Here is a 21,995-nt window from a genome sequence, read left to right as displayed (position 1 = left end):
CGGGACCCGCGGCCGGACCGGTCCCGGTGACACAGTGCAAGCGGAACGGATGATGGCCGGCTGTCCTACTCGCCAGAACGTGCGACTTCGATGCGGCCTCCGCGCCGCCGTCTTCTTGTGGGCCGTTTTCGGCCTGCTGCTGGGCGGGTTCCTGCCGGGGCGGCTCGGGACCGGGGCGGCGCTGGCGGGCGATGCGTCGACCGGGGCCTTCCTGCGCATTGAGACCGGCGGCCACACCGCGCGCGTCAACCGGCTGGCCAGCGATGCGCAGGGCCGGCTGATCGCCAGCGTTTCCAACGACAAGACCCTGCGCCTGTGGAGCCGCGACAGCGGCGAGCCGTTGGGCGTGCTGCGCGTGCCGATGGAGGCGGGGGACGAGGGGGCGCTCTATGCCGTCGCCCTGTCCGCCGACGGCTCGCTGGCCGTCGCGGCGGGGAACACGGGAACCAGCTGGGGCGACGGCGTCACGCTCTACCTGTTCGACGTGAAGGCGCAGCGGCTGAAGGCCCGGCTTCCCGGCCAGCCTCAGGTGCTGAACGATCTGGCCATCTCGCCGGACGGCCGGTTCGTCGCCGGGGCGTTCGGCGGCACCGCGGGCCTCCGCGTGTGGGACAGCACCAGTTTCCGCATGGTCGCGGAGGATACCGGGTACGAGGCACGGGTTTCGGCCCTTGCCTTCGCCCCCGACGGGCGGCTCGCCACCGCCTCCTTCGACGGCAATGTCCGGCTCTATGACGCCGGCTTCAAGCAGAAGGCCAAGCGCAATCCGGGCAAGGGGCTTCCCTATTCGGTCGCCTTTTCCCATGACGGGTCGCTGCTGGCGGTCGGCTATGCCGACCAGACGCGGGTCGACGTGCTGTCCGGCACCGACCTGAAGACGCGCTATTCGCCCAAGACCACCGGCATCGCCGGGGGCAGCTTCGCCGCCGTCGCCTGGGACGGCACCACCCTGGTCGCCGCCGGCACCGCGACCCAGGATGGCACGCGCAACGTGGTGCGCCGCTGGGCGGAGGCGGGGAAGGGCGCCTTCACCGACGTCGCGGCGGCGCGCGATTCCGTGACCTATCTTCTGGCCCTGCCGGGCGGCGGGGTGGCCTTTGCCGCCGCCGATCCCGGTTGGGGCGTGATCGACCCGGCCGGCCGGCTGCAGTTCGCCCGCATGGGCGACGTCGCCGATTACCGCGACATCCATCTCGGCCGTTTCGGCCTGTCCGACGACGGTCTGGTGCTGGAATTCGGCATGGAGCAGGGCGGCCGGCGGCCGATGCGCTTCGACGTGCTGGCCCGCAGCCTGACCCCGGCGCCGGAACCGTTGCCGGGCCTGAACCGTCCAGCCGCAGAGGGGCCGGGGATCGGCGTCGCCGATTGGCGCAACAGCCGCGCGCCGAAGGTGAACGGCCAGCCGGTGAAGCTGGACAGCGGCGAGTGGGCGCGCAGCGTCACCGTGCTGGGTCCGCAGCGCCGCGTGCTGCTGGGCGGCGAATTCAGCCTGCGCCTTCTCGATTCAGCCGGGGCCGAGCTTGCCCGCGCCGAGGTGCCGGCCGCCGTGTGGGGAGTTGTGGCATCGTCCGACGGCCGCGTCGCCGTGGCCGCGCTGGGCGACGGCACGCTGCGCTGGTACGCGCTGTCGGGCGGCGCCCGGCCGCTGGAGGAACTGGCGGCGCTGTTCCCGCACCGCGATGGCCGCCGATGGGTGCTGTGGACGCCGGAGGCCTTCTTCGACCATTCCGAAAGCGGCGGCGAGACGCTGGTCGGCTTCCACCTGAACGACCCGAAGAAGAAGGGCAGCCAGTGGATCGAGTTCAAGCAGGTCTACCGCGTGTTCGACGCCCCCGAACTGGTGCGCGCCAAGCTGCAGCAGACCGGGCAGGCGGACATCGCGGCGCGGCTCGCCGCCATCGGTGACATCCGCCTGCTGACCCAGCGCCGTCCGCAGGTGACCCTGCTGGATTATTGCACCGTGCCCGCCGCCGCCCGCGGACTGGCGCTCGGCACCGGCGCCGCCGAGGCGCCCGCGCCGACGGCAAGCCCGGCCCCGGCCCCCGCCCCAATGCCGACCGCTCCGACCCCCACTCCGACCGCCGCGGCGGATGCCGAAACCTGCCATCCGCTGGACATGACGCCGGTCAGCCGCGCCTTCGCCCGCGCCAAGGAGCCGGCACCATCGCCGGCGGCACCGCCGAAGCCGTCGACGCCATCGGCGCAGAGCGGGTCTCAAGCGGGCTCGCAAGGGGTCGATCTGGACGTCGCGGCGGAGGAACCGCGCCTGACCGTCGCGTTGCCGGAGGGGATCGGTTCCGTCCGCCTGCGCTACCGTCTGGCCGACACCGGCGGCGGCATCGGCACGGTCGACCTGTTCCGCAACGGCCGCAACGTCAGCGGCCAGGACAAGTCCCGCGCCTTCGCCCGCGCCAAGGAGCCGGCGCCCCAACCCGCAACTGCTGCGCAACCCCCGGCCGCCCCACCCGATGCGGCGCCCAAGGACCAGACGGCTGCACCGGAGGAGCGGGTCAGCACCATCCGGCTCGACCCCGGCAGCAACCGGGTGCAGATCCGCGCCTACAACGGCTCCGATGCGATCTACGAGCGCTCGGCGCTGGTCGATTTCGTGCTGCCGAAGCCGGCCGCGGTGGCCGACGCCGCGGCGGACGACGGCAAGGGGCAGCGCGCGGTGCCGGACCGGCCGCGGCTGATCACCTTCGTCGTCGGCATCGACAAGTACCGGCCGGAGGGGGCGCAGCTGCGCTTTGCCCGCGCCGACGCCACCGCCTTCGCCGACGCGTTGCGCGGCCGGATTCCCGCCGGCTATGACCGGGACCAGTCGCTGGCTCTGTCCAAGACGCTTTATGACGAGGAGGCGAGCCGCGAGGCCGTCGTCGCCGGGCTGGAGGCGCTCGCCGCCAATGCGCGGGAGGAGGACACGGTCGTCCTCTACCTTGCCGGCCACGGCGTGATCGTGCCGTCGCCCAAGGACCCGTCGGTCAAGCTCTACCACTTCATCACCCAGGACGTGACCGCCGCCACCGCCGAGGCGATCAGCCGCGAGGGCCTGTCGGAGAAGGAGCTGAACCGGCTGGTCAGCGCGATTTCCGCCCGCAACGTGCTGGTGATGCTCGACACCTGCCATTCCGGTGCGGTGTCCGCCGGCACGGTCGACAAGCTGTACCAGGACATGGGGCAGCGCTACCTGCTGGCCGCCTCGTCGGAGCAGGAGGAGGCGCTGGACAGCTATGACGGTCGCAACGGCATCTTCGCCCACGCGGTCCTGGAAGGGCTGAAAGGCAAGGCGCTGCTACCTGGGGACGAAGCGGTCTATAACCTCACGCTCGGTCAGTATGTGAACCGTGCGGTGCCACGTCTTGCGCGGGAGAAGCGCTGGCATCAGTCCGCGATCTTCAAGACCGGCGGCAACGAGCTGAATCCCTTCGCGCTGGCGGCGCCCGAGGCCGGAAAGCCGTGAGGATGGCGGCGCCACGGCAGCATGACGCATGCCCCACCGGAATCGGCCGTGAAAAATGGGTAGATTAAGCTCGATTGGTTCGTTCAAAGTGGTTGCAAAGGTGGACCGGACCGATTCCGGGACGGAGCGCGGATTGGGGTGGACATGCAAGGCGGCGATCAGTTTGGCGGCACGCCCGGACCGGAATCGGAACGCACGGTCCTGATGCCGACGCCGGGCGGCCGGCGGCCGGCCGCATCGGACGGTTCAGCCGGCGGTTCGGCGGGCGGGGAGACGGCTTTCGCATCGCGGGCGTCGGCGGTCGGGGTTTCGGGCCCGGCGCTGGCGGCCATCTTCGCCGCGCGTTCGCCGCTGGCCGCCGCCGCCTCGCCGGTGCTGCTTCTGGCGGCGCGGCTGAACGACATCGGCGGCGTGCCGGACCTGGAATCGCTGCGCCAGCGCGTGATCGGCGCGCTCGGCGACTTCAAGAAATGGGTGACGTCGTCCGGCATGGACGGGGCGACCCAGGCGACGGCGCACTATGTGCTCTGCGCGCTGGTCGACGACATCGTGCTGAATTCCCCCTGGGGCAGCCAGAGTTCGTGGACGCGCCAGAACGTCACCAGCATGTTCCACAAAAACGTCGTCGGCGGCGAGCAGTTCTATGAGCGTCTCGCCTCCGCCCGCCAGGATCCGGGCAAGTACGGCGATCTGCTGGAGCTGATGTATCTCTGCCTGTCGCTGGGCTTCCGCGGCCGCTACCGTGTCGGCGGCCGCCAGGACACCGAGCACGCCCGCATCCGCGAAGACGTCTACAACATCCTGGTCAAGCAGCGCGGCTACGCCGACCGCATCCTCTGCCCCAACGCGGCGGCGATGGCGATGGAGTACCGGCCGCCGCGCAGTTCGCTGCCGGTCTGGGTGACCGGCGCCGGAACCGCGCTGTTCCTGCTGCTGCTGTTCCTGGCCCTCAGCTTCCTGCTGAACGGCGCATCCGACCGGCTGTTCGCCGGCCTGGCCGGGCTGCCGCCGCACGGCGGCGTGGTGATCGAATCGCCCGCCCCGGTCAAGCTGGCGGAGGAGGCGCCGCCCCCGCCGCAGATCGCCCCGCCGCCCCCGCCGCCGACGACCCAGGTCCAGCGCGTGCGCAAATTCCTGGAACCGGAGATCGCCGAAGGGCTGGTCGAGGTGACGGAGGACGCGCTGTCGGTCACCGTGCGCATGCGCGGCAGCAACCTGTTCGCCAGCGGCAGCGCCAGCCTGAACGACAAGGTGCGGGGATCGGTCCTGCGCGTCGGCCGTGCCGTCGCGGAGGAGCCGGGCGCGGTGCTGATCACCGGCCACACCGACAATGTGCCGATGACCGGCGGCGGACGCCTGCGCTTCCCGTCGAACTGGCACCTGTCGAAGGCCCGCGCCGAATCGGTGATGGCGGAGTTCGAGCCGCTGTTCGCCGACAAGTCCCGCCTGAAGGCGGAAGGCAAGTCCGATACCGAGCCGGTGGCGTCCAACGACACGCCCGAAGGCCGGGCGACGAATCGCCGGATCGACATCATCCTCAAGAAGTGAGCGGCCCCGCCCCGCCCGGGGCGGTGCCAGCGGCCGGCAGAGACGCCGAAAGGCGATGATGCCGAAGGAAGATCAGGGACAGGGGTATCGGAATGAGTCGGCTGACCGCCATCTTGCTCTCCCGCGCAGTGTTGGGCCTCATCGCCGCGGTGATCGCCGCGGCGCTGATCGCGCTGCTGGCGCCGCTCGCCGGTCTGGACATGCCCTGGCTGGCGGTCGCCGCCGCCGTGCCCTTCCCGATCTTCGTCATCGTGCTGCTCCTGCTGAAGCGCCGCGACGCCAAGGCCGAGGAACGGATGACGGCGGAGTTGACCGGCGGCGCCGACGCGGCGCGCATGGCGGCGGTGGACCAGGCCGACGAGGTCGCCGGCCTGCGCAAAACCTTCGCCGAATCCCTCGCCCTGCTGAAGGCCGGACGCAAGCAGCGGGGCCTGGGCGACGGCTATCTCTACAGCACCCCCTGGTACGTCATCATCGGTCCGCCGGGCGCCGGCAAGACCACGGCGCTGCTGAAGAGCGGCCTGAACTTCCCGCTGGCCGACCAGACCGGGGGCAAGCCGCTGAAGGGCGTCGGCGGCACCCGGCAATGCGACTGGTGGTTCGCCGACGAGGCGATCTTCCTCGACACCGCCGGGCGCTACACCACCCAAGACAGCCACGAGACGGTCGACCAGACCGGCTGGGGCGCCTTCCTGAAGCTGCTGAAGGATGCGCGGTCGCGCCAGCCGATCAACGGCGTGCTGGTGGCGATGGCGGTCCCCGACCTCGCCGCCGCCGGGCCGGAGGAGCGGGCGCAGCATGCCGCCGCCATCCGCCGCCGCCTGCGCGAGCTGTACGAGACGCTCAAGGTCAAGGCGCCCGTCTACCTGCTGCTGACCAAGGCCGACCTGATCGCCGGCTTCAACGAGTTCTTCCACGACCTGAACCGCGACGAACGCCGGCAGATCGTCGGCGTCACCCTGCCGGCTGCCGAGAGCGAGCTGGGCGATGCCGGCATGGCGACGCTGGGCAGCGAGCTGGACGGCATCGCCGGCCGGCTGTCCGCACGTGCCGTCGACCGCATCCAGCAGGAACATGCGCAGGAGCGCCGCGGCGCCATCTTCGCCTTCCCGTCGCAGCTCGCCTCGCTGAAGGAGCCGCTGCTCGACTTCGTGTCCGCCGCCTTCAAGGCCAACCGGTACGAGCCGGCGCTGCGGCTGCGCGGCATCTATTTCACCAGCGGCACCCAGGAAGGCACGCAGATCGACCGGCTGATCGGCGGTCTGGCCGAGAGCTTCGGCCTGCCGGCGGCGCCCTTCCGCGGCGGCGCGGTCGCCGCGGGACAGCAGCGCAGCTATTTCCTGGGCGGCCTGCTGAACGATCTGGTGTTCCGCGAGGCCAACATGGTCGGCTTCGACCCGGCGGCGGAACGGCGGCGCATCTGGATCCCGCGCATCGCCTACAGCCTGTTCGGGCTGGTCACCACCGCCGCGACCGCCGCCTGGGTCGCCAGCTATCTCGGCAATGCCGGGCTGATCGACCGTGAACAGCAGGCGGTCGACGCCTATCGGCCGAAGGCGGAGGCGCTGGCCGCCGGCACCGTCGCCGACGACGACATCCGCCGCGTGTGGCCGGTGCTGAACGAGCTGCGCGCCCTGCCGGCTGGCCATGACACGCTGGCGCTGAAGCAGAAGCTGGCGCTCGATTTCGGTCTCTACCAGGGCGACAAGCTGGAGGAGGCCGGCGATGTGCTCTATCGCCGCGCCGTCAACGGGCTGCTGATGCCGCGCCTGCTGGTGCGGGTGCAGCGCGACCTGCGCGACCGGCTGATGGCCGACGACGCCCCGGCGGTGGAGGCCCTGCTGCGCCTCTACCTGACGCTGGGCGGCGCCGGTCCGGTCAACGGCGACGAGGTGAAGGGCTGGACCGTCGGCTGGCTGCGCCGGGTCTCGCCCCCGCCGGGCGAGGACGAGACCAAGGCGATCCTCGGCCACATCGACGCCGGGCTGTCCGCTCCCGCCGGCCTGCCGAAGGCCAACCTGGATGCCGAGCTGATCCGGCAGGCGCGCGAGGTGCTGGCCCGCACGCCGCTGGCCGCCCGCGCCTATGCCGCCGTGCGCGACGGCGAGGCGGCGCGCAAGCTGCAGGACTGGCGCCCGTCGGAGCAGGCCGGGCCGGAAGGCGACCGGGTGTTCCGCCGCTCCTCCGGCGCGCGGTTCAGCGACGGCGTCCCCGGTTTCTATACCCTGCAAGGCTTCACCTCCGTCATGCTGCCGGGCCTGCCCGGCGCAGCGCGCTCGGTGCGCGACCTCAGCTGGCTGCTTGGGCCCCCGCGCGGGCAGGAAGCCGGTCCGGAACTTGAGACGGCGGCACTGACGCTTTACCTGCGCGATTATGCCGGCCGCTGGGATGCGCTGCTGAACGACATCACCCTGGTGCCGGCCGCCAACCCGCAGGCGCTGGCCGAGGAGGTCAACATCCTGTCCGGCCGCAGCTCTCCCCTGCAGAAGCTGCTGACGGCGGTGGCGAACGAGACGACGCTGCAGCGCGTGCCGGAGGCGCCGGCCGGCGCCTCGCCCGCGGTGGCGCTTGCGGGCGTCTCGCCCGCGGTGGCTGCGGTTGCCGCGGCGGCGGCCGACAGCGGCGTGGCGAAGCTGGTCACGCAGATGGTCGACGACCGCTTCCGCCCGCTGAACGACTTCACCCGCAACAGCGGCAACGCCCGGCTGGATGAGCTGCTGCGCCAGTTGGAGGCCGTGCATGCCGTGCTGGCGCGGCTGTCGCTCGGCTCCGGCGGTGGGCAGAAGCTGTTCGATCTGGCGGCCAACGGCGGCGGCGAGGTGTTCCAGAAGCTGGCCACCGACGTCGGCTATTTCCCGCAGCCGGTCCGTCGCTGGACGGAAGAGCTGGTGGAGCAGGGCACGGCGCGGACGCTGAGTGGCGCCCGCTCGCAGATCAACGCGGAATGGCAGAGCACGGTCGTGCCCTGGTGCCGCCGCGCGCTCGACAACCGCTATCCCTTCGTGAAGGGCGCCTCGGCCGACGTCGGCATGGATGATTTCGCCCGGATGTTCGCGCCCGGCGGACTGATCGACGCCTTCTTCACCAACCGGCTGCGGCCGTTCGTCGACACGACCAAGGAACCCTGGCGCTGGCAGCCGTCGGCCGCCGACCTCGGCATCCCGGCCGCGGTCCTGCCGGCCTTCCAGCATGCGGCGGCGATCCGCGACGCCTTCTTCCCCGACGGGGGCCGGGCGCCGTCGCTGCGCTTCGAACTGCGCCCGACCTACCTCGGTCCGGGAGTGGAGCAGGTCGATCTGGACATCGACGGCCAGCGCCTGACCTTCGCCCGCAACGCCACGCTGGCGCAGGGGCTGCAATGGCCGAAGCCGGGCGGGGCGGGCGACCTGCGCGTGACCTTCACCGGCCAGCCGACCGAACCGCCGGAGATGACCCAGCGCAGTGGAAGCTGGGCGTGGTTCCGCACGCTGGACGCCAACCGCGGCCGCAAGGGGGCGGTGCCCGACCGCATCCCGCTGAGCTTCGGCGCCGCCGGCAAGTCGGCCGGGTTCGACGTGCGCATGACCAGCGCCGTCAACCCCTTCTCGATCCGCGACCTCAAGGACTTCCGATGCCCGGACAGTCTTTGATGGGACAGTCTTTGACGGGACATGCCGGCTGTTTCGGCAAACTGCCGGCGCGCGGCGACTTCCTGCTGCGTGGACTGCCGCGGACCTTCGCCGACCCGTGGCACGAGTGGCTGCTCGACGGGTTGCAGGCCAGCCGGGCGGCACTGGGCGAGGGGTGGATGGACCGCTACCTCAACGCGCCGATCTGGCGTTTCGTGCTGGCGGCGGGGGTGTGCGGACCGCAGGCGGCGGCCGGCGTGATGATGTCCAGCGTCGACAAGGCCGGGCGGCATTTCCCGCTGACCCTGGTGGCGCTGCTCGCCCCCGGCCAGTCCGCCGACGGTGCCGAGACCGACGGCCCATGGTTCGAGGCGGCGGAGGACTTGGCCCTGTCCGCCCTGACCCATACGCTGGATGTCGAAGCCTTCGTCGGCTCCGTCGGCGCATTGTCGGTGCCGCAACCCACCGCGCCGTCGACGTCCGCCGCCGCCCGCTGGTGGACGCTGGGCGGGGAAGGCGTGGCGGAGCAGGGCTTCACCGGCGCCGGCCTGCCGCCCGCGGCATGCTTCGCCGATTTCCTGACCGGCCGGGCCGGGGAGGGCGCGTGATGCAGTTCGTCCAGGATGACCGCCTGCTGTCGCTGGAAACCCCGGCCGGCCCCGATGTGCTGCTGGTGGAGCGGGTGCAGGGGCGGGAGTCGCTGTCCTGTCCCTTCCTGTACCGCATCGATGCGCTCGGGCCCATCGAGCCGTTGGCGCCGGAAGTCATCGTCGGCAACAGCGTGAACATCGGCTTCCGTCAGCTGAGCGGCGAGCGGCATTACGTCAACGGCATCGCCCGCTCGCTCGGCGTCGGCGTGCCGGTGGGACGCGACCAGCGTTATTACACGATGGAGGTGGTGCCCTGGCTGTCGCTGCTGTCCTACACCAGCGATTGCCGCATCTTCCACAGCCTGGGCAACGGCGGCCCGATGGCGGTGCCGAAGATCGTCGAGACGATCTTCCATGAATTCGGCTTTTCCAACTTCGAATTCCGCAGCCTGACCGGCAGCTACCAGCCGCGCGAATATTGCGTTCAGTACAACGAGACCTACTTCGATTTCGTCAGCCGGCTGCTCGAAGAAGAGGGCATCTATTATTACTTCGCGCATGAGCGCAACCGCCACAAGCTGATCCTGTCGGACAGCGCGGCCGGCTACGCCAAGCTGTCGCCGGCCACGCTGCGCTTCAATCCCAGCGGCCAATATGCCGACCAGATCGAGCGGTGGGAGCGGGTCTATTCCATCGCGTCGGGGCGCTGGGCCACCAAGGATTATGATTTCCAGGCGCCGCGCACGCCGCTCGACAGCGGCGAGGCGTCGGTCGCCAAGGTGCCGGTGTCCACCAAGTACGAGCTGTTCGAATATCCCGGCCGCTTTGCCACGCGCGATGCGGGGTCCACGCTCGCCCGCCGCCGGATGGAGACGGAGGAGCGCGGGCTGGAGGGGGTGCACGGCGTCGGCGCCTGCCGCACCCTGCATCCCGGCATGACCTTCGCGCTGACCGACCACCCGACGGCGGCCGAGAACAACCAGCCCGTCGTGGTGGCCGAGCTGGAGTTCGACGCCTGCAACGAAGGGTTCCTGCCCGGCGACAAGCGCAAGGCCTCCTACGGCAACAGCTTCTATGCCCTGCCGGCGAAATCGGTGGTGCGGCCGGTCCGGTCGACGCGGAAGCCGTCGGTGCGCGGCATCCAGACCGCCTTCGTCGTCGGGCCGGCGGGGGAGGAGATCTACACCGACAAGTTCGGCCGCATCATGGTGCAGTTCCATTGGGACCGCCGCGGCCGGTCGGACGAGAAAAGCTCCTGCTGGATCCGGGTGGCGCAGAGCTGGGCCGGGCACCAGTGGGGCATGCAGACGGTGCCGCGCGTCGGCATGGAGGTGCTGGTCGATTTCGTCGACGGCGATCCCGACCGGCCGATGGTGATCGGCGTGGTCAACAACGCCGACGCGCTGCCGACCTATGCCCTGCCCGAACACAAGACGCGGTCCGGCATCAAGACGCGCAGCTCGCCCGGCGGGCGCGGCTTCAACGAGATCCGCTTCGAGGACAAGGCGGGGAAGGAGCAGGTCTTCCTCCATGCCCAGCGCGACTACGACCTGCGCATCGGCCATGACAGCCGGACGTCGGTGGCGTCGGGCCAGCATGTGAACGTCGCCGGGGGCCTGTGGGAGTGGGTGGGCAAGAACCACCACGCCACGGTGGACGGCGACCATGTGGAATCCATCGGCGGCGGCGTGTCGCGCAGCGTCGGCGTCGATGTGCACGACAAGGTCGGCACCAACTATGCCGTCCATGCCGGGACCAACCTGTGCCTGGAGGCCGGGGCCTCGCTGACCCTCAAGGTCGGCGGCAGCTTCATCACGCTGAACGCCGCCGGCATCTCGATGAACGGCACCATGGTGCTGATCAACAGCGGCGGTGCCGCCAACGGGCTGAGCGCGGCGCCGGCGAAGCCCGACAAGCCGTCGCCCGCCGACAAGGACAAGGGCGGGTCGATCAAGGCGCCGCCCAAGGCGAAGCTGCCGCGCGCGGCGCAAAGTCACAGCCCGAAGGCCGCGGCGCAGGCCATGGTGATGCGCAACGCCGCCGCGTCCAACACGCCGCTGTGCGAGATCTGCCAGAAGTGACCCACCGGACATGAACCAGGCGATGACAGGCCCATCCCCCCGCCGCACCCCGCAGGAGGTGGTTGCCCGGCTCGCGCATCATCTGTGGCCCGAGAGCGCGAAAGTGGGCGGATCGGATGGGGATGAGTGCGGCCTCTACATGATCGTCGACGCCGCGCGCGACCCCGGCCTCTATCCCGGCCTGCTGGCGCGGGAGGAGGAGGCGGAGATGCGCGCCCTCTACCAGGGTGAAACCGCGAGCGAGATGGCCGAGGTGGCCCCCTATCTGGTCCGGCTGGATCGCGGCGGCGCCGTCGCCGACTGGCTGGTGGGGGAAGGCTGGGGCCGTGGCTGGGGCATCCTGGTGCAGGCCGGCGGCGACATCGACACGGTGCGCCGGCATTTCCGCAAGCTCACCATCGTCAACGACGCGAAGGGGGCGGCCTACCTGTTCCGTTTCTACGATCCGGCGGTGCTGCGCAGCTTCCTGCCGATCAGCGATGCCGCCCAGCGCGACGCGTTGTTCGGGTCCGGCATCCGGTTCATGATGGAGGACGAGGGCGCCGATGCGCTCGTCCTGTTCGAATTGGTGGACGGCGACCTGCGCCGCGTCGAAGTGCCCCTCGGCGCGCCCGCGGCGGCGGCCGGCGCCCCCCCTGTCCGCTGATGTCCAAGCCAAAGGAGACCCCAGCGGTGGAGATGCCAGCGGTGGAGATGGTGGAATGCTGAGGCTGAGGATCGTGTCGGACCATCGGGCGTCCCTGGGCGGCAATGCCGAGAAGACGCTGCATGGCGGCAGCCTCACCGTCGGCCGGGGGGTGGAGAACGGCTGGATCCTGCCCGATCCCGACCTGCTGCTGTCGCGCCAGCATTGCGTGTTCGAAGCGGCCGGGTCCGGCTTCCGAGTGACCGACACCAGCACCAACGGCGTCTTCCTCAACGGATCGGAGCAGCCGATCGGCCGCAACGGGACGGCGCCGCTGTCGTCGGGCGACCGCATCCGCGTCGGCCGCTTCATCATCGAGGCGATGGTGGAATCGCTGAGCGCCCCCAGCTTCACCGAAATCACCGGGGCCTTCACGCTGGGCGGCAGAGGCGGGGAGGCCGACCCGTTCGCTCCGGCGCCGGCGCGGCACGCCCCCGCAAGCCGTGCCGCTGAGCAGGACCCGTTCGACGAGCTGTTCGACGATCCGACGGCGCGCCCCTTCGAAAGCCAGCCGCTGCGTTCGGAGGCTGAGCCGTTCGATTCCTGGACCTCCTCCAGCAGCGGCTCGGCAGCGCGGGAGCGGGCGGACGACTGGCATTTCGGCACCGTCGACGACCATTCCGATCCGCTGAACCAGGCGGTGTCGGTCGGCGTCTCCTTCCCGGCCCCGGCCCCGGCCCCGTTCCCGGCCCCGTTCCCGGACGAGCCGCAGCTGTCGTCCGGCGGCGGCATCCCCGACGATTGGGACGACGACCTCTTCGGCATGCCGCAGCCGGCGGCCCCGGCCATCCCGGACCCGTTGTCGTTCCCGCCGCCGAAATCGACCCAGGCGCTGCCGGACGACTGGAACATCGACGAGACTCTGCCCGATCAGGCGGCGCCGGACCTGCCGCTGAAATCCGCCGCCCCGGTTCTTTCTCCGGAATCGGCCCCGCCGCCGGAACCGGACCCGCTGCCGGACGATACCGACCTCGCTCCCCGTCCGGTCGCGGCGATGCCGGCTCCGGCGCCAAGGCCGATGCCGGCGCCTCCACCAACGCCGGCACCGGCGCCGCTGTCCGCGCAACTGGCGGCGCCCGATGCCGGTGCGGCGGTCGCCGCCTTCTACGAGGGGTTCGGCGCTCCGCTGCCGCCGGACGGGCTGCCGGATCCCACCGCCATGATGCGAAGCCTGGGCGAGGCGTTGCGCGCCAGCCTGGGGGCGCTGCATGCCAGCCTGCGGGCGCGGGCGCGCTTCAAGGACGAGTTCCATCTGGAGCAGACCAGCTTCCGCCCCACCGGGGAGAACCCGCTGAAGCGCTGCGAAACCCTGGACGAAGCGGTGTCGGTGCTGGCCAACCCGCGCCTGCGCGGCTTCCTGCCGATGGGCGACGCGGTGCGCGAGGCGGCGAGCGACGTGCAGGTCCATCACCTCGCCTATGCCGCGGCGCTGCAGACCGCGCTGAAGCAGGTGGTCGCCAAATTCGATCCCGGCGCGCTCAGCCAGCGGCTGGAGACCCGGCTCCTCGACAGCCTCGTTCCGGCCGCGCGCAAGGCCCGCTATTGGGATCAGTACGAGGTCCTTTACAAGGATCTGGTGGTCGAGTTGGAGGAGGATTTCGACCGCGTCGTCGGCGATGCCATCGCCCGTGAATACGACCGCTTCATCCGCCGCGACGGCGGTACTGCCGGTGCGGGCGGTGCCGACAGCGGAAAGCCCGACTGAACCCGCCCGACTTCGCCGCCGCATCAACCCCCTGACCGGACCACGCCCCTTCCATGGCCCAGCCCCCCGACGACAGCCACGAGCCGACCGCCATCCTGCCCGCCGCCGGCGCGGGGGCGGATACGGGCACGGAAACAGGGGCGGATCCCCAGGCCACCCGGCTGACGGCGCCGCCAGCAACACCGATACCGTCCACACCGGTACCGTCCACCCCGGTGCCGGCCTCTACCGCTTCGGGCGTGGAGCCGTCAGGCGTCCGGGCCGTTCCGGAACCGATCGGGCCGGGCACGCTGCTGAGCCACACCTATCGGGTGGAGGGGCTGATCGCCCGCGGCGGCATGGGCGAGGTCCACCGCGCCCGCCATGTCGACATGGACACCTGGCATGCGGTGAAGGTGATCCGGCCGGAACTGGCGCAGGACGCCAAGATGGTCGAGCTGCTGCGGCGCGAGGCGGCGGCATTGCGGGAGATCCGGCACGAGGCGGTGGTGTCCTACGACGGCGTCTTCCGCGACGAATTCGGCCGGCTTCTGCTGTCGATGGAGTTCCTCGACGGCCCGTCGCTGCACGAGGTGCTGCAGGCCGGTCCGCTCGACACGGCGTCGGTCGCCGTGCTGCTCGACCGCATTGCCTCCGGTCTGGCGGCGGCGCACCAGCGCGGCATCATCCACCGCGACATGTCGACCGACAACGTCATCTTGCCCGGCCGCGACATCGCCAACGCCAAGATCATCGATTTCGGCATCGCCAAGCAGACCGCCGCCGGGGCGGGAACAGTCATCGGCGACGGCTTCGCCGGCAAATACGGCTTCGCCTCGCCCGAGCAGTTCGGTCTGTTCGGCGGGCAGGTCGGGCCGCAGTCCGACATCTACAGCGCCGGTCTGGTGCTGGCCGCGGCGGCGCTGGGGCATCCGCTCGACATGGGCCGCACGCCGCAGGCGATGATCGAGCGGCGCATGTCGGTGCCCGACCTGTCGGCAGTGGAGGAGCCGTTGCGCGGCGTCCTCTGTTCGATGCTGGAGCCGGACCCGCAGAACCGGGCCGCGACGATGGCGGAGCTGGTCGGCGCCCTGACCCGCCGCGCCGCGGACATCACGCCTTTCGAACACACCTCCCTTCCGGTCTCCACGCCGGAAAAGGAGACGAGGACGGTGGTGACGCCGACGGTGGCGGCCAAGGCCCCCCAGGAAACCAAGGCGGAAGCCAAGGTGGAAACCAGGGGGGAGGCGAAGAAGGCGCCGGTCGGCCTGATCGCCGGCGGGGTCGGCGGTCTGGTGGCGGCCGGCATCGCCGGTTTCCTGCTGTTCGGGCAATCGCAGCCACCCGCCAAGCAGGCCGCTACCCCGACCGCGCCAGCTCCGACCGCGCCGACTCCGACCGATGCGGCTCCGCCGGTCACGACCGCGTCGGTTCCGCCGCCCTCGACGGGCATGACGACGGCGCCGCTCGGCACCTCCGCCCCCGCCCCGGTGCCCCCACCCGCACCGCCGCCCGCAGCCAAGGAGGGGGTGGAACTGGACGCCCTGCCGCCCAGCCCGGTCCAGCCGAAGGCCGAGCCGGCCGTTCCGCCGCTGCCGATCACCCCGGCGGTCCAGACCGTCAGGCCCCCGGCACCGACACAACCTCAGCCGCAGCCGAAGGTCGAACAGGCGGCTCTTCCCGTCGCTCCACCGGTCCCGCGCCTGACGCCGGCCGAGGCGCGCAAGGCGGTGGAGACGGCCGCCGGCGGATTCGCCTGCGCCGGAGTCAGGACGGCCGAAGCCGCGAACGGGCTGCGGATCGGCGGCTATGTCGGCACGGAGGACGATGCCAGGGCGCTGAAGGCGGCGATCACCGCCCTGCCGGCCGGCATCGACGTCGATGCGCAGGTCGCGGTGCGGCCCTGGCCGCTGTGCGAGGCGCTGGGCGTCGCCGGACTGCCGGCGCGGGCCGAGGCGCAGGGGAACGCTGCGTTGGGGCTGGGTTTCAACCGGCCGTCGATGGTCTACCGCAAGGGTGACAAGCTGGAAGTCACCGTGACCGCCGGGACCTCGGGTTACCTGACCGTCGATTACATCGACATGGAAGGCAACGCGATCCACATGGTGCCGATGCGGCTGCGCCGCGACGACCGGCTGGAGGCCGGCCGGCCGGTGACTCTGGGCGTCGCGAAATCGGCGAGCGACCGCGTCTATACCATCGCCCCGCCCTATGGCCCGGCGATGATCCTGGCGCTGGTGACCCGCGAACCGCTGTTCCCCGCCGACCGCGAGGAGGTGGAGCCGGCCGGCCCCTATCTGGCGAGCCTGCGCGGGGCGCTGGCGAAGGCGGAGGCCAAGGGCGGTGTGGTCGCCCAGTCCGCCTTCTTCGCCACCATCGCCGAATAGCACCGCCGATGAAAGGCGGCGGCCGGCGTCTCGCCATCATCGGCGGCCTTCTGGTGCTCTGCGCGCTGGCCGGCGGGCTGCTCGGCCTCGGCATCGACCGGCTGGCCAGCCCGTCCACAACCCCGGCCCCGGCCCCGGCCCCGGCGTCGCCGCAGATCGTGGCGGTGGAGCCGCCACCTGCCATCCCGGCTCCCGTCCCCGCTCCCGTCCCGGCCCCTCTTCCCGCGGCGGTCCCGGCCGTCGCTCCCGTCCAGCCGGCTCTCCCCGCGCTGGCGGAGGCCCGCTGCCCGGACGGTCCGCTGCCGGCCGGGCCGGCGCCGCGCTGCCGGTCCTTTCGCGTGCCGTCCGACTGGCAGCGGCCGGACAGTCCGCCGGTCGACCTGTTCGTGACGATCCTGCCGGCACTGAACGGCGCGCCGGCCGCCGACCCGGTGGTGCTGCTCAGCGGCGGGCCGGGGCAGGGCGGCAGCGACGATCTGCGCGGCACCGCCGCGATCCTGGCGCCGATACGGGCCGGTCGCGACGTCATCCTGGTCGATCAGCGCGGCACCGGCCTGTCGAAACCGTCGCTGCGCTGTCCGGGGCTGGACCCGCTGCGCTACTGGTTCGGCGGCGTGACGGCGGAGGACGCCACCGCCTGCCTGGAGCCGCTGCGCCGTGCCGGCTACCGGCTGGAGGATTTCGACAGCGGCCAGAGCGCGGCCGACCTGCCGGCGCTGCGCCGCGCGTTGGGGGTCGAGCGCTGGAACGTGGTGGCGACCTCGTACGGCGGGGTGCTGGCGCAGGCGCTGTTGCGCATCGACGGGGCGGCGGTGCGCAGCCTCGTGCTGAACTCTCCGGCAACGGCGGACGCGACGTGGCTCGACCTCGACCGTCTCACCGCCATCCGGCAGGCCCACCGCCGGATGGTCGAGGATTGCGCCGCCCAGCCCGACTGCGCCCGCGCCTTCCCCCGGCTGGGGCAGGCGGTCGAACGGCTGGCGGCTGCGCTGGAGCGGCGACCGCTGGAGCTGCGGCTGCGCCATCCCGTCACCGGGCGGGAGACCGACCTGCGCCTGGACTGGCCGATCCTGGCGGGCGTCCTGGCGCTGCGGCTGGGCAGCGGCGACGGGATGGTGGCGGTGCCGGCTCTGCTCGACCGTCTCGACCGCATCGTCGGTGATCCCGCGGCGACGGGGCGGGTGGACGACCCGGCCGTGCTGTCCCTGGTGATGCCGCCGCCGATCTGGACCGTGCTGGACAGTCTGGCCTATGGCCTGAACCTGACCGTCGGCTGCCGCGAGAACCGTCCGCACATCGACGCCGCCGCCGCCCGCCGCGCCGCCGCCGACCTGCGCCCTTTTGTGATGGCCGAGGCGGTGGAGACCGATTACGACGCCGCCTGTCCGGCGCTGGGGCTGCCGCCGGTCGATGCGTCCTTTTACCGGCCGGTGGCGGCCGATGTGCCGGCACTGATCCTGACCGGCGCCTACGACACCTTCACCGCCCCGGCGCGGGCCGAGGCGATGGGGCGGAGCCTGCCGCGCGCGACGCTGCTGTCCTTCCGCGGCATCGGGCATGACGTGCTGGGCACCAGCCTGTGCGGCCGCAACGCCGCCGCCCGCTTCGTCGAGACGCTGGCCGTGGGCGATGCTGGCGCCTGCGTTGAACGGCTGCTGCCGCCGACCTTCGCAACCCGGCCTTGACCATCCAGCCGTGATCGTCCAAGCGCGGTCTTAACGATTCCACCGCTGGCCGATCCGGCGTCCATTGCCAGATGCCGGCGCAAACACTATGATTCAGTCGGTGCAACCCGGGTGTCCGCAGGGGCGAGACCCGTACCGCTTGAGACGATCGGAAGACCCGTATGGACGCTCACGACCTTTCGCTGGACGACAACCGCACGATCCAGGCCATCGGCATCCTCGCCGACGTGCTGGACGGGGTGGAGGGGCCGGGCGGCCTCGACACGGTGCTGGTGTCCAAGGCGCTGCGTCAGGTGATCGCAACCAAATCGCAGCCGGCCTTCGAATTCGCCTCCCGCGCCTTCAACACGCTGGAACCGTCCGTCCGTCGCCAGGTGGCGGAAACCGCGGACGAGGCGGCGCACCATGCGGTCGAACTGCGCGGCCGGGTCGGCGGCTTCCTGTCCACCGCCGCGAAGAAGCCGGTGCCGCAAGGCCCGGTGGTCGGCCAGCAGCCGAACTTCATCACCGCGCTGAACCTGCGCTCCCGCCGCCGGCCGAACCAGCCGACGTGAACCTCATCAGCCTTCGTCCTGGGGCAGCGTGTCGAGAAGCGCGCAGTCCCAATAGGGGCGTGGGCCGAAGCGCTGGACCAGGAAATCCACGAACACCCGCACCTTCGGCGACAGGTGGCGGTTCTGCGGATAGACAGCGTTGACGCTGACCTCCGTCGGGACATGGCGGTGTAGCACGCTGACCAGTTCGCCGCGCGTCAATGCCTGTCCGCATAGAAAGGTCGGCGACATGATGAAGCCGACGCCGGCCGACGCCGCTTCGCGCAGCAGGTCGCCGTTGTTGCTGCGGATCGGCCCTGAAACCCGAACGCTGCGTGTTTCCCCATCCACAATGAAGGGCCACAGGTCCGGGGTGGGGACGTTGGTGTAGATCAGGCAATTGTGGTTGGCCAGATCGTCCGGCGTCTCCGGCACGCCATGCTTCTGCAGATAGGCCGGGCTGGCGCACAGCGCCATCCGCGCCGGGGCCAGCCGCCGGGCGATCAGAGAACTGTCGCGCAGCTTGCCGATGCGCACCGCCAGATCATAGCCCTCGTCGATCAGATCGACCGTGCGGTCGTTCAGGTCCATGTCGATCTCAATGGCCGGATAGCGCTCCAGGAACTCCGCCACCGCCGGGGCCAGATGCAGGATGCCGAAACTGACCGGCGCGTTCAGCCGCAGCCGGCCGCGCGGTGCGGCATGCAGGTCGGCGACCGCCTGCTCCGCCTCCTCCAGATCGGAGAGGATGCGGGTGCAGCGCTCGTAATAGGCCTGCCCGACCTCGGTCAGGCTGAGCTTGCGGGTGGTGCGGTTCAGCAGCCGCGCGCCGAGCCGGTTCTCCAACTCGCCGATGCGGCGGGAGACCACCGACTTCGACAGGTTGAGCCGGTCGGCGGCGGCGGTGAAGCTCTTGGTGTCCACCACCTTGATGAAGGCGAGCATGTCGTCGAGGCGATCCATGGCATTGTTGTACACCCGGAAACAATGAGGTGCCAAGATCCGGGATTACCGGAACGCACACTTCGCCCTATCTCTGGTGTCACCGCCGGGCCGGCACCGGTCGCGGCGACGTGATCGTTCAACGAAACAGGGAGTGACGGCGATGGCGAAGGTTCTGGTCCTCTATTACAGCAGCTGGGGCCATGTGTCGGAGATGGCGCAGGCGGTGGCCGAAGGCGCCCGCTCCGTCGCCGGGACCGAGGTGGCGGTGAAGCGCGTGCCCGAACTGGTGCCGGAGGCCGTCCGCCAGTCCGCTCATTACAAGGACGAGAGCAACATCCCCGTCGCCACGGTGGACGAACTGGCGCAGTACGACGCCATCGTCATCGGCACGCCGACCCGCTACGGCAACATGGCCTCGCAGATGAAGAACTTCCTCGACCAGACCGGCGGGCTGTGGGCCAAGGGCGCGCTCGTCGGCAAGGTCGGCGCCGCCTTCACCTCCACCGCCACCCAGCATGGCGGGCAGGAGAGCACCATCCTCAGCACCCACACCGTGCTGCTGCATCTGGGGCTGGTGATCGTCGGCCTGCCTTATTCCTTCCAGGGCCAGATGGGCGTGTCCGAGGTGATGGGCAACTCGCCCTACGGTGCCAGCACCATCGCCGACGGCGACGGCTCGCGCCGGCCGAGCGCGGTCGAACTGGACGGCGCCCGCTATCAGGGCCGCCATGTCGCCGAGATCGCGACCAAGCTGCACGGTTGATGAGCCTTCAAGAACGCTGAAGAAGAGGAGGGAGCCGTGGGCCTGCTGATCGACGGACAGTGGCACGACCAGTGGTACGACACCAAAAAGACCGGCGGCGCGTTCGTCCGGACGGAGGCGCAGTTCCGCGACCGGGTGTCGGCCGACGGCTCCACCCCCTACCCGGCGGAGGCCGGCCGCTATCACCTGATGGTGTCGCTGGCCTGCCCGTGGGCACACCGCACGCTTATCTTCCGCAAGCTGAAGCGGCTGGATGATGTCATCGGCGTCAGCGTGGTCGATCCGCTGATGCTGTCGGACGGCTGGACCTTCGCCGAGCCGGAGCCGGTCACCGGCGCCCGCCGGTTGTACGAGGTCTATCTGAAGGCGAATCCCGCCTACAGCGGCCGGGTGACCGTTCCGGTGCTGTGGGACAAGAAGACCGGCAGCATCGTGAACAACGAGTCGGCGGAGATCATCCGCATGCTCAACCGCGAGTTCGACGCCTTCACCGACGTGCGCACCGACTTCTACCCGCCGGAGCTGGTGGAGGAGATCGACCGCGTCAACGCCTTCGTCTACGACGCCGTCAACAACGGGGTCTACAAGGCCGGCTTCGCCACCTCCCAGGACAAGTACGAGGCCGCATTCGACGCGCTGTTCGCCGCGCTGGACGACCTCGACGCCAGGCTGGCGACCCAACGTTGGCTGGCCGGCAACCGCCTGACCGAGGCGGATTGGCGCCTGTTCACCACGCTGGTGCGCTTCGACGCCGTCTATGTCGGGCATTTTAAGTGCAACAAGCGGCGGATCGCCGACTATCCGCACCTGTCCGGCTATCTGCGCGACCTCTATCAGGTGCCGGGCGTGGCGGAGACGGTGAATTTCGATCACATCAAGCGCCACTACTACGGCAGCCACGCCACCATCAATCCAACCGGCATCGTGCCGAAGGGGCCGGAACTGGACCTCGACGCCCCGCACGGCCGTGGTGATCTGGGTCCCGATCCCCTGGAATCGTAACGGATCGCTTCCCCGGCGGTTGTCGATAAGAGAACGACAACCGCATGAAGGGGATACGTCCGATGCGTACAGTCATCCTGGCGGCCGCCGCCGTCCTGGCCGTCTCGTCACCGGCGCTGGCCCAGACCGGCCAATCTCAAAATGGTCAATCGCAGAGCGGATGGGGCGGGGCGCTCGACCAGCTGAACCGCACCGTCAATCCCAACGCCTATCCGCAGGACCGCAATGACCGCGCTGGCGACGAGCGCGACGTGAATCGAGATGGCCGCCGCCAGGAAGGATCGTCCGGCAATCGCCGCGGCAATGCCTACGGCGACTATTCCGACCGCGACCTGCGCAACCAGTATGAACGGCTGAGCGAGGAACAGCGCCAGATCCGGCAGAACCGCCGCGCCATCGAAGACGAAATGGACCGCCGCGGCATCAGCCGCTGAGCAGAGACTGCCGTCAGGGCTTGTAGCAGCGGGCCATGTCTTCCGGGCTGCCCATCGCCTCGCACTGGAAGCCGTTGGAGAATTTGAAGCGCAGCGGGCCGGTCTTGCGGACGCTGACCACCGGCTTCTTGCCCGCATCCTGGAATTCCACCCAGGCGGAGCTGTCGAAGCGGGTCTGCAGCCCGTTGCTCAGCTGCACGCGGCCCTGACGGTCCTTGATGATCTGGACCCCGGTGTTGAACAGCAGGTTGGGGCCGTCGGCCTTCGCCGACAGGCCGTTGGTGCAGTTCACCCCCTCCGGCTTGACCGCGACGCATTCGAAGGGATGCGGCTGGCCGGCGGTGAGGACCATGGCATAGACGGCGATTTCCAGGACATTCATCGGCATGGGCGTGCACCAGCGGGAAGGCGGCGGGTCCTTTCCGTCTTACCGACCATCTGGTTACGAAAGATATAATGTCGCGCACGCGGTCGAATCTTGCGCCTGGCCCCCTGCCGGGCCCCCGGGCGGCACCCTGTTCGCCTCCCCAGGCCGACCGGCGCCTGGACTTGCGCGCCCGGGACCGGTAGAAGCGGTGGCAAAGGCCAAG

15 protein-coding genes are annotated in these 21,995 nt (G+C 70.6%); 13 read left to right on the top strand and 2 right to left on the bottom strand.

Annotated elements, in window-relative coordinates; genetic code table 11:
• The first annotated feature begins 115 nt into the window (after positions 1–115).
• From FZ029_RS12125 to FZ029_RS12080, 10 genes are all read left to right on the top strand, one after another.
• Entirely contained in the window at positions 116–3,460 is a 3,345-nt protein-coding gene (locus tag FZ029_RS12125) for a caspase family protein (RefSeq protein ID WP_247892275.1), read from the top strand.
• 144 nt (positions 3,461–3,604) lie between these two features.
• Positions 3,605–5,008 carry a type VI secretion system protein TssL, long form gene (tssL, locus tag FZ029_RS12120; RefSeq protein WP_149269496.1) on the top strand — a complete coding sequence of 468 codons (1,404 nt, stop codon included), beginning with the start codon at positions 3,605–3,607 and terminating at the stop codon, positions 5,006–5,008.
• A 92-nt stretch (positions 5,009–5,100) separates the two neighbouring features.
• A complete protein-coding gene (tssM, locus tag FZ029_RS12115; protein WP_149269459.1) occupies positions 5,101–8,637 on the top strand; it encodes a type VI secretion system membrane subunit TssM in 3,537 nt (1,178 codons plus the stop codon).
• The gene (gene tagF / locus FZ029_RS12110) at positions 8,637–9,224 is read left to right on the top strand and encodes a type VI secretion system-associated protein TagF (protein WP_247892274.1); all 588 of its coding nucleotides are present in this window, start codon (positions 8,637–8,639) and stop codon (positions 9,222–9,224) included. Before tssM ends, tagF begins: the two co-directional genes overlap by 1 nt.
• Positions 9,224–11,287, top strand: coding sequence for a type VI secretion system tip protein TssI/VgrG (gene tssI / locus FZ029_RS12105; protein ID WP_149269457.1), 2,064 nt, complete (start codon positions 9,224–9,226; stop codon positions 11,285–11,287). Before tagF ends, tssI begins: the two co-directional genes overlap by 1 nt.
• 139 nt (positions 11,288–11,426) lie before the next feature.
• Positions 11,427–11,933, top strand: a complete 507-nt coding sequence (locus FZ029_RS12100) for a DUF4123 domain-containing protein (protein ID WP_247892273.1) — start codon at positions 11,427–11,429, stop codon at positions 11,931–11,933.
• Positions 11,934–11,988: 55 nt separating this feature from the next.
• On the top strand, positions 11,989–13,677 hold the full coding sequence (gene tagH / locus FZ029_RS12095) for a type VI secretion system-associated FHA domain protein TagH (protein WP_149269455.1): 1,689 nt from the start codon (positions 11,989–11,991) through the stop codon (positions 13,675–13,677).
• 53 nt (positions 13,678–13,730) lie between these two features.
• On the top strand, positions 13,731–16,043 hold the full coding sequence (locus FZ029_RS12090; RefSeq protein WP_149269454.1) for a protein kinase: 2,313 nt from the start codon (positions 13,731–13,733) through the stop codon (positions 16,041–16,043).
• Between the two features lie 8 nt (positions 16,044–16,051).
• On the top strand, positions 16,052–17,728 hold the full coding sequence (locus tag FZ029_RS12085; RefSeq protein WP_149269453.1) for an alpha/beta fold hydrolase: 1,677 nt from the start codon (positions 16,052–16,054) through the stop codon (positions 17,726–17,728).
• A 161-nt stretch (positions 17,729–17,889) separates the two neighbouring features.
• Positions 17,890–18,282 carry a hypothetical protein gene (locus FZ029_RS12080; RefSeq protein WP_149269452.1) on the top strand — a complete coding sequence of 131 codons (393 nt, stop codon included), beginning with the start codon at positions 17,890–17,892 and terminating at the stop codon, positions 18,280–18,282.
• Positions 18,283–18,288: 6 nt separating this feature from the next.
• Here FZ029_RS12080 and FZ029_RS12075 read toward each other — a convergent pair whose 3' ends face one another.
• Positions 18,289–19,224 carry a LysR family transcriptional regulator gene (locus FZ029_RS12075; protein ID WP_149269451.1) on the bottom strand — a complete coding sequence of 312 codons (936 nt, stop codon included), beginning with the start codon at positions 19,222–19,224 and terminating at the stop codon, positions 18,289–18,291.
• 142 nt (positions 19,225–19,366) lie between these two features.
• On the opposite strand from FZ029_RS12075, the gene wrbA reads away from it, so the two are divergent.
• The 3 genes from wrbA (at position 19,367) to FZ029_RS12060 (ending at position 21,405) form a co-directional block, all read left to right on the top strand.
• The gene (gene wrbA, locus FZ029_RS12070) at positions 19,367–19,969 is read left to right on the top strand and encodes an NAD(P)H:quinone oxidoreductase (protein ID WP_109151748.1); all 603 of its coding nucleotides are present in this window, start codon (positions 19,367–19,369) and stop codon (positions 19,967–19,969) included.
• Between the two features lie 36 nt (positions 19,970–20,005).
• Positions 20,006–20,971, top strand: coding sequence for a glutathione S-transferase family protein (locus tag FZ029_RS12065; protein WP_149269450.1), 966 nt, complete (start codon positions 20,006–20,008; stop codon positions 20,969–20,971).
• Between the two features lie 62 nt (positions 20,972–21,033).
• Positions 21,034–21,405 carry a hypothetical protein gene (locus FZ029_RS12060; RefSeq protein ID WP_149269449.1) on the top strand — a complete coding sequence of 124 codons (372 nt, stop codon included), beginning with the start codon at positions 21,034–21,036 and terminating at the stop codon, positions 21,403–21,405.
• A 13-nt stretch (positions 21,406–21,418) separates the two neighbouring features.
• On the opposite strand, the gene FZ029_RS12055 is transcribed toward FZ029_RS12060, so the two are convergent.
• Positions 21,419–21,793, bottom strand: coding sequence for a hypothetical protein (locus FZ029_RS12055; protein ID WP_149269448.1), 375 nt, complete (start codon positions 21,791–21,793; stop codon positions 21,419–21,421).
• Between the last annotated feature and the right edge of the window lie 202 nt (positions 21,794–21,995).

Origin of the sequence: Azospirillum sp. Sh1 (assembly GCF_008365135.1) — a bacterium.
Lineage (GTDB): Bacteria > Pseudomonadota > Alphaproteobacteria > Azospirillales > Azospirillaceae > Azospirillum > Azospirillum oryzae.
Note: the sequence above shows the minus strand (reverse complement) of the source record. Positions and strands in the feature narration are given on the sequence as shown.